This is a genomic window from Kitasatospora aureofaciens (assembly GCF_001188955.3).
GTDB lineage: Bacteria > Actinomycetota > Actinomycetes > Streptomycetales > Streptomycetaceae > Kitasatospora > Kitasatospora aureofaciens.
This window is the reverse complement of record NZ_JPRF03000021.1, coordinates 94,303-106,160: the sequence shown is the minus strand read 5'-3', so window position 1 is coordinate 106,160 and position 11,858 is coordinate 94,303. Positions and strand designations below refer to the sequence as shown.

The following is an 11,858-nucleotide window of genomic DNA, read 5'->3' as shown; positions in this document are numbered from 1 at the left end:
GTTTGGCGGCTGTGGTCCTCCGGCCGCTGGCTCGCATTGGCCATCGGCCAGGCCGATCCGAGCGGCCACCGGGCAGGCCGCTGACCTGCAGTGGGGAGTTTCGCCCCAGGGCGGTGAGTTTCGCCCCGGGGCCGCCGGTGAGTTTGCCCGCCCAGGCACGAGCCCGCCTGCCCGACCTGGGCCCGGCAGTGACCGCCAGCGCGGTGACCGGGCCGGTCCGGGTGCGGGTGTGCGCGGTGCTGGTCCACGACGGCCGCGCCTGTCTGATCCGCCAGAGGCAGCCAGCCGACCACGACCACCAGGAGACGCCCGTGAGCACCCATCAGCGCCCCGCCCAGCCCGGCGACCAGGACGACGCCGTCGAACCGGCCGAGCCGTCCCGGCCGGGACGGACCGCGTTCCCCGCTCCGAGATGGGCTCCACGGCCCGGGGCGCCGGACGGGCTGGTGCCCAGCACGCGACGCGGTAGGCGGTGAACTTCGCCGCCACCCGCGCCGCCCGGCAGCGTGAACTCGGCCTCGGTCGCCCAACAGTCATGCCGGGGTCGGCGGCGTTGATGCGCAACGCCGGACGCTCATCGGCATCGAGGCGACCGAGCTCCAGTTCAGCCATGGGCGTACTCCGCGCTGTTCCTGGGCTTGGGGACCAGCGTCCTGACATTTCCTCAACTCGCAGCAAGATTAGCCTAATTATGATGATATGTGATGCAGCGGTGAGTTTTCGAACGGCCGTCATGGAGGCGGCGCCATACGGCTGAGCCGCGCCCGACACGGCACCGATCACCCCGGCGTCGGGCGGAGGAGGTGGATAACTGGGTTCTGCCACACCCACAGATGAGTCGCCCGCCCTCACACCGTGGCCTGGAAACGTCCCCGGCGTGCCCGGGGCGCCGGGAGGTCACGACCGCCGCCGCACGCGGGTGGGGGCTGCCTCGGACGATGCCGTCGCCAGACGGCCGATCGGGTTGGCTCACCGACCCGCTCGGAGGATTGATGCACCTATCCCGTGCCATGCGTTCGGTCGTCGCCGTCGCCTCGATGGGAGCCACGCTGGTGGCCGCCCCGGCGTGGGCCGCCCCGCCCGCCGCCGGAGCCGTACTCAAGCCGGCTGTCCACGGGCAGGCTCCTCGGTCCGATGACTCCGGACCCGCACTGCACCACGACACCTCGCCACCGCTGCGTGAACTGGGGCAGACATCCGGACAGCACCGGTCCGCCCCCGGCGTCACGCGCCCCGGCAACGCGCCGCACCCGTCGCTCACCAAGGGCGTCCGTCCGGATCGGGTGGTGCAGGACCGCGACGGCAACCGGGACCAGATCCACTTGGACGTCAGTTTCGACGGCATCCGGGAAGCCGGGGGCGTCCCCCCCGACCCCAACGCCTCGGTGGGCTCCAGCCAGATCGTGGAGATCACCAACTACGACCTCGCGGTGTACTCCAAGACCGGTGCCACGCTGCTGGGGCCGCTGAGGACCCAAACCCTGTTCAGCGGGTTCGGCGGACCGTGCGAGACCTCTCAGAACGTCGACATCGGAGATCCCGTGGTCCGCTGGGACTCCCTGGCCCACCGCTGGATCATCAACCAGTTCGCCCTCGACGAGACGGGCACCACGAATCGGCTGTGCGTGGCCGTCTCCACCACCGAAGACGCCACCGGCGAGTACTACCGGTACGACTTCGGGTACCAGCACTTCATCGACCACCCGAAGGTCTCGGTGTGGCCGGACGCCTACTACGCGGCCTTCACCGGCGGGGCGTTCTTCGAGGCGTGCGCCTGGGACCGGCAAAGGATGCTGCGCGGAGCCGACGCTGACCAGCAGTGTTACACCATCGCGTCACCGACCATCCCGCTCGGCTCGGACCTCGACGGCACGACCCCACCCCCGCAGGGCGAGCCCAACCTCCTGATGGCCCTCAACCCGGCCAGCAACAGCCTGCAGTACTGGCGGTTCCACGTCGACTGGGCCGACCAGACCCGCACCGCCGTCACTGGTCCCGGGGAGCTACGGGTGGCCCCCTACAACCCGGCCTGCGTACGTACCGATCCCACCCGATGCGTCCCCCAGGCCGGAACCACCCAGAAGCTGGACTCGCTCTCCTACTCCGCCATGTACCGGCTCGCCTACCGCAACTTCGGCGACCACCAGTCCCTGGTCGTCAACCACGCGGTCGACGTGCCCGGCAGCGTGGGGGTGCGCTGGTACGAACTGCGGCTGGACCACGGCCGACCGGTCGTCCACCAGCAGAGCACCTACGCTCCGGGGCCCTCGTACCGGTGGATGGGCTCCGCGGCCCAGGACAAGGACGGCGACATCGCGCTGGGATACTCGGCGTCGTCCTCCCAGGACCATCCGTCGATCCGCGCAACCGGACGCCTGGCGCACGACCCGCGGAACGAGATGACATTCCGAGAGACCACCGTGTGGACCGGCACGGGCTCCCAGACCGGGAGCAACCGCTGGGGTGACTACACCTCCATGGCGATCGACCCGGTGGACGACTGTACGTTCTGGTACACCAACCAGTACCAGCCGGCCGACGGTACCGGAAACTGGAACACCCGTATCGCCTCCTTCCAGCTCTCCGACCGCTGCGACCGCCACCGCCACGGGTGACGCCCTGGGCGGACGGCGCACAGCCTTCCGCCCCGGACCCCCATCGGGAGAAGACAACTGCCACAGGCCCGAACCTCAGCGGCGGTCTCGGCGGCGACCGGCTCCTGGTCCTCGGCCCCGGGCGCGCGCCGAGCAGTCACGAGACCGGTGACCGGCAGGAGTCGCTCCGGCCATCCGGGTCGGCCCGTCACACCTTGCGTAACAGAAGGCCCGGTCCGCCTCAACTCCTCTTGTGGCGGTCCGGGTGACGGTCCGCCGACTCCGAAGAGATGCGAGGGGGACCGAACGATGAAGCGGATACTGCGCCGGGCGGCAGGGACACTGGTGGTTGCCGCGGTGACAGTACTGGGGCCCCGCCGGCCCTGGCCGCGGCCGCACCGGCCGCACCGGACGCCTCCGGGGCGGTCGTCGCCGACGGCTGCTCCTCGGTCCGGCCCGCCGGGCCGTGGTCGACCGCCGGCTGTTCGCGGGCGGGGTGATCGCCGCGCTGCTCGTGCTGCCCGACCTGTGGTGGCAGGCGCACCACTGCGCACTTGCCGCGCTGCTGGAAGTGTCGCCCTATCGACTGAGCCGGGTGTTCTCACAGGAAATGGGTGTCTCGCTGACCCGCTAGCGCAACCGCGTGCGCGTCACCCGGGCTGTGGACCTCATCGCCGAGGGCGCATCCAGCCTCGCCGACCTGGCAGCCCAACTCGGCTTCGCCGACCAGGCGCATCTGACCTGTACCGTCCGCGAGCACGTCGGACACACGCCCACCGCCCTGCGCCGGCTGCTCGTTCCCGACGCGCGTGGGTCATGAGCTGCGGCTCGAACACCTCTGACCGGGAGGCGGATGGCGGCCGAACGTTCAGGTGGTGCCCGGCTCGGTGATCCCCGTCGGTGCGGTGCGCAGCCGGGAGAGCCGCGCCCGGGACTGCTGCCGGCCGGGCGTGCCTGCCGACGACGTGCTGCGCAACCTGGTGCTGCCGCGCGGTGCCGAGATGCCAGCCCCGATCACGTCCGTGTCGGTCCCCGGGTCCGCGCTCCGGTCGGGCGGGGCACGGCGGTGCCGGGAGGCCGTGGGCCCGGGGGCGGTGCTCCGGGTCCACGGCCGGCGGGGACGCCGGCTCGACGGCGCGGCGCGGAACGGTGCCGCGCTCAGGCCTCGGCCATGGCGGCGACGAGGCTCGCGGGACGCATGTCGGTCCAGTTCGTCTCGACGTAGTCGACACAGGCCTGGCGGTTGTCGGGACCGTGGGCGATGGTCCAGCCGGCCGGGACGTCGATGAAGGCGGGCCACAGCGAGTGCTGATTCTCCTCGTTGACGAGAACGAGGTAGGTGCCGTCGGCGTCCTCGAAGGGATTGGCCATGGTGGGTTCCTTTCTGGATGGTGGTCGGGGCGGGAGTGTTCACCGGCCGACCAGGACAGACCATGATCGACGGTGGCGAACGGAACAAGGTCCTGGCATGACCGTCGGGTGAACTTGCTTCAGACGGGGAGGTCGTAGCGGCGGCGGATGCTGCTGCCGTGGCGCCGGACGTCAGTGCCGTAGACGTGGAGCGAGACCGCGAGGTCGTCGCCGCCGTTGCGGACCAGGTGGATGTCGCCGGGCGGGGTCAGGTAGGTGACGGTGCCCGGCGGGTTGACCGTCGTCGCTACCGGCTCCAGAGCGGAGCTGCCGTCGGCGTGACGGGTGAAGCGGTAACTCGTCTCCTCCTCGGTTCCGCGGTAGGTGCCGACGACGCACCAGGTGGTGTGGTCGTGGACGGGCGTGGCCTGACCGGGGAGCCAGATCAGGGCGACGAGGGAGAAGCGTCCCTCGGGGTCCACGTGCAGCACGTGCTGCCGGTAGCGCTGCGGGTCCGGTGCCAGGTGCGCGGGAGCGAGCAGATCCCGGTGGTCCAGGAAGCCGGCGAGCCCGCGGGCGACCCGGTCGGCGGTTCTGTGGGCGGGCTCGGTGCTCGGGGCGGCTCGCACGGCCTTGGTGAGCACGTCGCAGAGCTCGACCGTTCGTGAGGACGCGCCGGGCGCCGTAGCGTGCAGGGGTGACGGTAGGGAAGCGAGGGACATGGGGACGGCCGCTCCTCGGCGCTGGGGTCCTGGCTGAGGTGGTGGGGCTGAGGTCGTGGGTTGCGGTGTGGATGACCGGGTGTCGCGGGTCTAGGGCCCGACGGAACCAGCCACCTGACGGGCCATCCGCTCACTTCGGTTGACGACGGCCGCGATCTCGGCGACCGACCGTGCGTCGTGGGCGGCCTCGCGCGGGACGACGAGCGTCGGTGCGTTGGCCTCGAGGCGGTGCTCACGGCGGTATCGGGCCCGGCCTCCGCCCGTGATGTTGAGCAGGACCGCGGCTCCGGGGGCTACGCGCCCGTCTTTCAGGGCCGAGCGCAGGGCGGCAAGCGCGATGCCCGCCGGCGGTTCGATGTCGGGCCCCTCCAGTTCGGCGAACGCGTCCATGGCGCCGCGGGCGGCGGCGGCGTCCTCGGTCAGCACGTCGCCGCGGCTGTCCCGCAGCGCGTCGGCGAGTCCGCCCGCGATGTCGTACGGCGGGCGGCGGTTGGTCAGCTCTGGGGCGAACGCCCGGTGGACCGCGTCCGGTTGGCGGTCGGCGCCCTCCCAGGGCCGGACACCGGTGTGCCAGGCGGTGTGGACGGGGGCGAAGCAGGAGTTCTGGGCGAGGACGAGACGGGGGAGCGGCCCGGCCTGCCCGCCGCTGGTACATCGCAGCCGCAGGGCGGCCTCGTGGGCGGCGATCGCGCCGGCCCCGCTGCCGATCGCCTGCACGTAGACGTCGGGAAGGCGGCCGAGCTCCTCGTAGGCGGCGAGCATGACCGTGCCGAGGCCGTCACGTCGGCCGACGTTGCGGGTGCCGCCTTCCGCGGTGAAGCCCGGCAGCGCGGCCAGCGCGTCCGCCAGGGCGATCGCGTCGGCGTACTCCGCGTCGGCCACGGCCACGAGCCGCACCGACGGACCGTAGGGGGTGCGCGAGCACAGCTGTCCGAGTGCGCTCTGCGGCACCACCACCACGACGGGGACGTCGTGTCGTGAGCAGAGCTCGGCGAAGGCGGCGGCGGTGTTCCCGGCCGAGGCGACGACCAGGGTGCCGGCCGACTCAGGTAGCCTGCCCAGAACGGTGGCGGCCTCCAGCTCCTTGAACGAACCGGTGGTCAGGTCGGCTTCCCACTCGGGATGGTAGCCGTTGAAGGCGATCCACAGCTCGCGCAGGCCGAGCATCGCGCCGAGCCGGTCAGCGCGGCGGACGACGGTGCGTCCGGTGTCCGGCAGACTGCGGCGCACCGGCAGCCACCGGTGGTAGCGGTAGACGCCCGTCGCCCGGTCGTCCGGTGTGAAACCGTCTCGGGTGTACTCGGTTCGCAGCAGGGAGGGGCCGTGCGGGGCGGGACAGGCGAGAGCCGTCCCGTCGTCCTCGCGGCGGTCGCCGCATTCGCAGCAGACGAGCCGGTAGTGACCGGCGTCGGTCTGGGGCAGTCGGTCAGCGGGCATGGTTACCAGTCGCCTCGGGGATCAGGGTGCTTCGCAGGGGTGCGTCGGGGGTCCGGCGTGCGCGGACCGGGCGTGGAGCGCCGTCGGTCGAGCAGGACGCGCGGCGGTCACGCACCGTGGCACTTGTCAATCTAGCCTGTGCCGTTCGGAGGAACCCCGGCCGCAGCCGTCGAACACATGAAGATCATCTGAATGGAAGATCAATTTCCGCTTTCCCGTGCCGTGGGGAAGAGTCGCTGGCCAGTGCAAAGTTCCACCTTGGCAGCGGTGTTGGGCCAAATCTCGGGCTCCGGCGGGCGACTGTCGCCGCAGCTCCCGGGCCGCTACTGTCCGGATCACTGACGTCCCCTCGAAGCAAGCAGAGGAACTGATCATGGGTTCCCGCCCTTTCGCCGATTACGCACAGTTGCTGGTCGGCGATCTCCACGCGTCTCTCGCCTCGCCGGTGAGCGAGTCGATGAACTTCCTCAACGAGATCGCGCTGCGCTACCCCGGCGCGGTCTCGCTCGCGGCAGGGCGGCCGTACGAGGGCTTCTTCGACCTCGACGACCTCCCGCGCTACCTGTCGCTGTACCAGCAGCATTTGACCGAGCGCCTCTCCGGCGACGAGGAGCGCGTGCGCCGCACCGTGCTGCAGTACGGCCGCACCAAGGGGGTCATCCACGAACTGGTTGCCGAGCACTTGCGCCTGGACGAGGGCATCAACGCGAACCCGCAGGACCTCGTCGTCACCGTCGGCTGCCAGGAGGCCCTCTACCTGACCCTGCGCGCTCTGCGCCGCGACGAGCGCGACGTGCTTCTCGCCGTCGCGCCCAGCTACGTCGGCGTGCACGGGGCCGCGGGCCTGGTCGACATGACGCTGGTGCCCGTCCGTGATGCGGCTGACGGCATCGACCTGAACGACCTGGTGATGCGGATCCACGAGGTCAGGGCCCAGGGCCGCAACCCCCGCGCCTGCTACGTGATCCCCGACTTCGCCAATCCCAGCGGCACCCGTATGAGCCTGGAGACGCGCCGCCGGCTGCTGCGCATCGCCGCCGAGGAGGACCTGCTGCTCCTGGAGGACAACCCCTACGGGCTGTTCGGCGACCCGGACGGGCCGCCCACCCTGAAGGCCCTGGACACCGCCGCCCGCGTGGTCTACCTCGGCAGCTTCGCCAAAACCGGCCTGCCGGGCGCCCGCGTCGGCTACGTCCTGGCCGACCAGCGCGTCGTCGAAGCCGGCAGCACGGCGGCGGACGGCAGCGCCGGCACGCTCGCGGACCAGCTGGCCAAGATCAAGAGCATGCTGACGGTGAACACCTCGCCGATCGCCCAGGCCGTCATCGGCGGCAAGCTGCTGGCCCACGGGTGCAGCCTGCGACGCGCCAACGTCCGTGAGATCGCCACATACCGCGACAACCTCACCCGGATGCTCGCCGGCCTGGAGCGCCGCCTCGGCAACGTCCCCGGCGTCAGCTGGAATGCCCCCGAAGGCGGGTTCTTCCTGCTGCTCACCGTCCCGTTCCCAGCCGGTGACGACCTGTTGGAACTCTGTGCCTCGACGTACGAGGTGCTGTGGACACCGGTGCACCACTTCTACGCCGACACCCGCCCCCGGAACGTCGTGCGGCTCTCCTTCAGCCACCTTCGGCCGGAGGAGATCGAGACGGGCCTGGACCGGCTGGCCCGGTTCGTCCGGGACCAGCAGCAGAACTGACGACGGGACGGACCCACCGATGACGAACACCACCACGACCGACCTGGCCCGCATCGTCGCGGTCAGCACCGCCGTCCCGGAGACCTCCTACTCGCAGGCGGAGCTCCTGGACATCTTCCGGATCGAGGACTCCCGGGTCCGGTCCGTCTTCCTCAACAGTGCCATCGACCGCCGACACCTGACCCTGCCGCCCGAAGGCCCCGACGGCACCCGGGTGCCGGAAGTTCAGGGGCAGCTGCTCGCCAAGCACAAGACCCACGCGGTCGACATGGGCGTGCGCGCCGTTCAGGACCTGCTCAAGCGGACCGGCGCGGACCTGTCCGACATCGGCTACCTGTGCTGTGTCACCACGACCGGCTTCCTCACCCCGGGGTTGAGCGCCCTGATCATCCGCGAGCTGGGCATCGACCCGCACACCAGCCGCCTCGATGTCGTCGGCATGGGCTGCAACGCCGGCCTCAACGCCCTGAACGCCGTCAACGGCTGGTCCCGCGCCAATCCGGGCCGCCTGGCGGTCATGGTGTGCGCGGAGGCCTGCTCCGCCGCCTACGTCTTCGACGGCACCATGCGCACCTCTGTCGTCAACAGCCTCTTCGGCGACGGCGCCGCCGCGGTCGCGCTGATGGCGGGCGAGCCCGAGCTGCCGCTCACGCAGGTCGAGGGCCCGCGGATCCTGAAGTTCGCCAGCTACATCATCACCGACGCCGTCGACGCGATGCGCTACGACTGGGACGACACCCAGGACCGGTTCAGCTTCTACCTTGACCCGCAGGTCCCCTACGTGGTCGGCGCCCACGCCGAACGCGTCGTCGACCGCCTGCTCACCGGCACCGGCCTGCGGCGCAGCGACATCCGGCAGTGGCTGGTCCACTCCGGCGGCAAGAAGGTCATCGACGCCGTGGGCGTCAACCTCGGTCTGACCCGCCACGACGTGCGGCACACCACCGGGGTGCTGCGTGACTACGGCAACCTCTCCAGCGGCTCGTTCCTCTTCTCCTACGAGCGCTTGCTGCAGGAACAGGTCGTCGAACCCGGCGACCACTGCGTGCTGATGACCATGGGCCCCGGCTCGACGATCGAGACCGCCCTCGTCTGCTGGTGACCGGGCCACCAACCTGGCCGACCGCGCCGGCAGAACCCCCCGCATCCCTCCCCGAGCAAGAAGGCCGCACCCTCATGAACAGCATTCCCGAGCCCCAGCTGACGCTCGACGGCAGCGAGCCGCTGACTCCGGCGACCGTGCGGACCCTCGACGCGCTGTGCGACGCCGCCGAGGACGCCACCGGAGCGACTACGCCGCTGGTTGTCGCCGTCACCGGCGCCCCGGCCGCCCGGATGGACGTGCCGCTGCCGCTGGTCAACAAGTGGGAGCGGGCCGTGCGCCGGCTGGAGAAGCTCGCCGTGCCGACCGTCGCCCTGGTCACCGGGGACTGCGGTGGCACGGCCCTGGACGTGCTGCTCGCCACCGACGTGCGCGTCGCCACGCCCGACGCCCGGCTCCTGCCGCTCGCCGGCGCCGGCACCGATGAGGTCTGGCCCGGCATGGCCCTGTACCGGCTGGCCAACCAGGCCGGCGTCGCCGCCACCCGGCGCGCCGTCCTCTTCGGCGACGCCCTCGACGCCGAGCGTGCCCTCGCCCTGCACCTGTTCGACGAACTCGCCGCCGACCCGGCCGCCGCATTCGCCCCCGTGTTCGAGAAGCTGACGGGCGGCGCCGGGACGGGCATCCGCCGCCAGCTGATGCTCGACGCCAGCACCACCAGCTACGAGGAAGCGCTCGGCCGTCACCTCGCCGCCTGCGACCGGACGCTGCGCGCCGCCGTGGAGGCCGCCTCGTGACCGCTCCCGTGGTGCCCGCCCAGGAGGCGGGCCTCGCCCGGGCCGCCCGCGAACTGGCCCGGATCGCCGAGCGGACCGACGCCGTACTCGCCGCCCTCCCCGTTCCCGCCCAGCGCGATCCGCGGCATCGCGAGCGGGCCGCCGACGCCAAGAACACCGCCCGCACCGCGCGCGCCCGGTTCCTCGACCAGTACGCCGAGGCCGTCTACCGCCACCTCACCGCGGATCTCACGCTCCACCTGCGCCTGCCCGAGCTGCTCGCCGCCGCGGGCGAGGAATGGCCCGGCTTGGTGCCCACCGCCGAGCAGTTGGCCTCCGAGCGCGGCCGTCTCCAGGCGGAGAAGGAAGGCCACGAGATCGACCAGGGCCTCTTCCTGCGCGCCGTGCTGCGCTCGCCCGTCGCCGGGCGCCACCTCATCGACACCATGGCGCTGCCCACCGAGCGAGCCCTGAAGCTCCTGCCCGAGTTCCTGCGCACCGCCGAACTCGACCTCGGCTCGGTGCACCTGGCCCGCCGCGACGGTGCCGCGCACCTCACCATGACCCGGCCCGACTGTCTCAATGCCGAGGACAACCGCCAGGTCGACGACATGGAGACGGCCGTCGACCTCGTGCTGCTCGACCCGGGCGTGCGCGCAGGCGTGCTCCGAGGCGGTGAGATGACCCACCCGCGCTACCGCGGGCGCCGGGTCTTCAGCGCGGGCATCAACCTCAAGAGCCTGCACAGCGGCGACATCTCGCTCGTCGACTTCCTGCTGCGCCGCGAGATCGGCTACATCAACAAGATCATCCGCGGCCTGCGCGTCGACCACGACGGCGCCTGGCACACGCCCATCGTCGAGAAGCCCTGGGTGGCGGCCGTCGACACCTTCGCCATCGGCGGCGGCGCCCAGCTCCTCATGGTCTTCGACCGCGTCATCGCGGCGGCCGACTCCTACATCACCGTCCCCGCCGCCCAGGAGGGCATCGTCCCCGGCGCCGCCAACCTGCGGCTCGGCCGGCTCGCCGGCGGCCGGGTCTCCCGTCAGGTCGTGCTGTGGGGACGCCGCCTCCGCGCCTGCGAGCCCGACGCGCGCCTGCTCGTCGACGAGGTCGTGGAGCCCGCCCGGATGGACCAGGCCATCGCCGAGTCCCTCGCCCGCCTCGACGGCCCCGCCGTGACCACCAACCGGCGGATGCTCAACCTCGCGGAAGAGCCGCCGGAGCAGTTCCGGCAGTACATGGCCGAATTCGCGATGCAGCAGGCGCTTCGCCTGTACAGCGCGGACGTCATCGGCAAGGTCGGCCGCTTCTCGGCCTGACCGCCGCACCGCCTCCGGGAGCCCGAACCCCCGTCGGGCTCCCGGCCCCACCTCTTCTTCCCCAGGCAGGACAGCAGATGGAAGCCGCCGACCTCACCCGCGTGCGCTACGAGAAGCGCGGCCGCGTCGCCCACGTGACCCTCGACCGGCCCGACCGCGCCAACGCGATGGACCTGCGCATGCACGAGGAACTCGCCTTCGTGTGGGACGACTTCGAGTCCGACGACGAGCTGTGGCTGGCCGTCCTCACCGGAGCCGGGCAGCGCGCCTTCTCGGCCGGGCAGGATCTCAAGGAACTCGCCGCCAGCATCGAAGAGGGCAGCAACGCCCCCTCCACCTTCGGCAGCCGCGGCAAGCCCGGCTGGCCGAGGCTGACCGAGCGCTTCGACCTCGCCAAGCCCGTCGTCGCCCGCGTCAACGGCGCCGCCTTCGGCGGCGGCTTCGAACTCGCCCTCGCCTGCGACGTCATCGTGGCCGCCGACACCGCCACCTTCGCCCTGACCGAGGCGAAGCTCGGGCTGACGGCCGGAGCGGGCGGCGTGTTCCGCCTCACCCGGCAGGCCCCCTACCGGGTCGCGCTCGGCCACCTGATCAGCGGCCGCCCGATGACCGCCGACCGCGCCTACGAGCTCGGCCTGGTCAACGAGGTCGTTCCCGCCGCGGACCTCGACTCCGCCGTCGACGCCTGGGTCGCGGACATCCTCGGCTGCGCCCCGCTGGCCGTGCGCGCCGTCAAGCAGGCCGCTGCTGCCGCCGCCACGATGCCGCTCCAGCAGGCGTTCCAGACCCGGTTCCCGTGGGAGGAGCGCCGCATGCACAGCGAGGACGCCGACGAGGGCCCGCGCGCCTTCGTCGAGAAGCGCCCGCCGCGCTGGCAGGGCCGCTGACGGGGCCTCCCGCCGTCGCCCCACTCCTC

The 11,858-nt window shown here is 71.8% G+C and carries 12 protein-coding genes; 8 read left to right on the top strand and 4 right to left on the bottom strand.

Annotated features, from left to right (window positions below; all coding sequences use genetic code 11):
- Positions 1 to 992: 992 nt before the first annotated feature.
- The 3 genes from HS99_RS13025 (at position 993) to HS99_RS41030 (ending at position 3,414) form a co-directional block, all read left to right on the top strand.
- Positions 993 to 2,615: a hypothetical protein gene (locus tag HS99_RS13025; RefSeq protein WP_141763709.1), complete on the top strand. Its 1,623-nt coding sequence runs from the start codon at positions 993 to 995 to the stop codon at positions 2,613 to 2,615.
- 445 nt (positions 2,616 to 3,060) lie between these two features.
- Positions 3,061 to 3,228 (top strand): hypothetical protein, encoded by a 168-nt coding sequence (locus tag HS99_RS46530; protein WP_232543338.1) that lies wholly within the window; start codon positions 3,061 to 3,063, stop codon positions 3,226 to 3,228.
- A gap of 9 nt (positions 3,229 to 3,237) precedes the next feature.
- Positions 3,238 to 3,414 (top strand): helix-turn-helix domain-containing protein, encoded by a 177-nt coding sequence (locus tag HS99_RS41030; protein ID WP_232543337.1) that lies wholly within the window; start codon positions 3,238 to 3,240, stop codon positions 3,412 to 3,414.
- 48 nt (positions 3,415 to 3,462) lie between these two features.
- Here HS99_RS41030 and HS99_RS44805 read toward each other — a convergent pair whose 3' ends face one another.
- From HS99_RS44805 to HS99_RS13010, 4 genes are all read right to left on the bottom strand, one after another.
- A complete protein-coding gene (locus HS99_RS44805) occupies positions 3,463 to 3,612 on the bottom strand; it encodes a hypothetical protein (protein ID WP_157846657.1) in 150 nt (49 codons plus the stop codon).
- 140 nt (positions 3,613 to 3,752) lie between these two features.
- On the bottom strand, positions 3,753 to 3,965 hold the full coding sequence (locus HS99_RS13020) for an MbtH family protein (RefSeq protein WP_030557867.1): 213 nt from the start codon (positions 3,963 to 3,965) through the stop codon (positions 3,753 to 3,755).
- 119 nt (positions 3,966 to 4,084) lie between these two features.
- Positions 4,085 to 4,666, bottom strand: a complete 582-nt coding sequence (locus HS99_RS13015) for a cysteine dioxygenase family protein (protein ID WP_046386354.1) — start codon at positions 4,664 to 4,666, stop codon at positions 4,085 to 4,087.
- A gap of 90 nt (positions 4,667 to 4,756) precedes the next feature.
- Positions 4,757 to 6,103 carry a cysteate synthase gene (locus HS99_RS13010; RefSeq protein ID WP_030557870.1) on the bottom strand — a complete coding sequence of 449 codons (1,347 nt, stop codon included), beginning with the start codon at positions 6,101 to 6,103 and terminating at the stop codon, positions 4,757 to 4,759.
- Between the two features lie 373 nt (positions 6,104 to 6,476).
- Between HS99_RS13010 and HS99_RS13005 the strand changes: the two genes are divergently transcribed.
- From HS99_RS13005 to dpgD, 5 genes are all read left to right on the top strand, one after another.
- On the top strand, positions 6,477 to 7,802 hold the full coding sequence (locus HS99_RS13005; protein ID WP_030557871.1) for an aminotransferase-like domain-containing protein: 1,326 nt from the start codon (positions 6,477 to 6,479) through the stop codon (positions 7,800 to 7,802).
- Between the two features lie 19 nt (positions 7,803 to 7,821).
- Positions 7,822 to 8,904, top strand: coding sequence for a 3,5-dihydroxyphenylacetyl-CoA synthase DpgA (gene dpgA, locus HS99_RS13000; protein ID WP_030557872.1), 1,083 nt, complete (start codon positions 7,822 to 7,824; stop codon positions 8,902 to 8,904).
- A 74-nt stretch (positions 8,905 to 8,978) separates the two neighbouring features.
- Complete coding sequence (gene dpgB / locus HS99_RS12995; RefSeq protein WP_030557874.1) at positions 8,979 to 9,641, top strand: enoyl-CoA-hydratase DpgB; 663 nt, start codon at positions 8,979 to 8,981, stop codon at positions 9,639 to 9,641.
- A complete protein-coding gene (gene dpgC, locus HS99_RS12990; RefSeq protein WP_050366174.1) occupies positions 9,638 to 10,942 on the top strand; it encodes a (3,5-dihydroxyphenyl)acetyl-CoA 1,2-dioxygenase DpgC in 1,305 nt (434 codons plus the stop codon). The genes dpgB and dpgC overlap by 4 nt, the downstream gene beginning before the upstream one ends.
- Positions 10,943 to 11,019: 77 nt before the next feature.
- Positions 11,020 to 11,829, top strand: coding sequence for an enoyl-CoA-hydratase DpgD (gene dpgD / locus HS99_RS12985; RefSeq protein WP_030557876.1), 810 nt, complete (start codon positions 11,020 to 11,022; stop codon positions 11,827 to 11,829).
- The last annotated feature ends 29 nt before the right edge of the window (positions 11,830 to 11,858 follow it).

Excerpts from the sequence above, each read along its gene's own strand:
- dpgB (WP_030557874.1), top strand. The coding sequence starts at position 8,979 with ATGAACAGCATTCCCGAGCCCCAGCTGACGCTCGACGGCAGCGAGCCG.
- dpgD (WP_030557876.1), top strand. The coding sequence starts at position 11,020 with ATGGAAGCCGCCGACCTCACCCGCGTGCGCTACGAGAAGCGCGGCCGC.
- HS99_RS13010 (WP_030557870.1), bottom strand. The coding sequence starts at position 6,103 with ATGCCCGCTGACCGACTGCCCCAGACCGACGCCGGTCACTACCGGCTC.
- HS99_RS13005 (WP_030557871.1), top strand. The coding sequence starts at position 6,477 with ATGGGTTCCCGCCCTTTCGCCGATTACGCACAGTTGCTGGTCGGCGAT.
- dpgA (WP_030557872.1), top strand. The coding sequence starts at position 7,822 with ATGACGAACACCACCACGACCGACCTGGCCCGCATCGTCGCGGTCAGC.
- HS99_RS13025 (WP_141763709.1), top strand. The coding sequence starts at position 993 with ATGCACCTATCCCGTGCCATGCGTTCGGTCGTCGCCGTCGCCTCGATG.
- HS99_RS13015 (WP_046386354.1), bottom strand. The coding sequence starts at position 4,666 with ATGTCCCTCGCTTCCCTACCGTCACCCCTGCACGCTACGGCGCCCGGC.
- HS99_RS13020 (WP_030557867.1), bottom strand. The coding sequence starts at position 3,965 with ATGGCCAATCCCTTCGAGGACGCCGACGGCACCTACCTCGTTCTCGTC.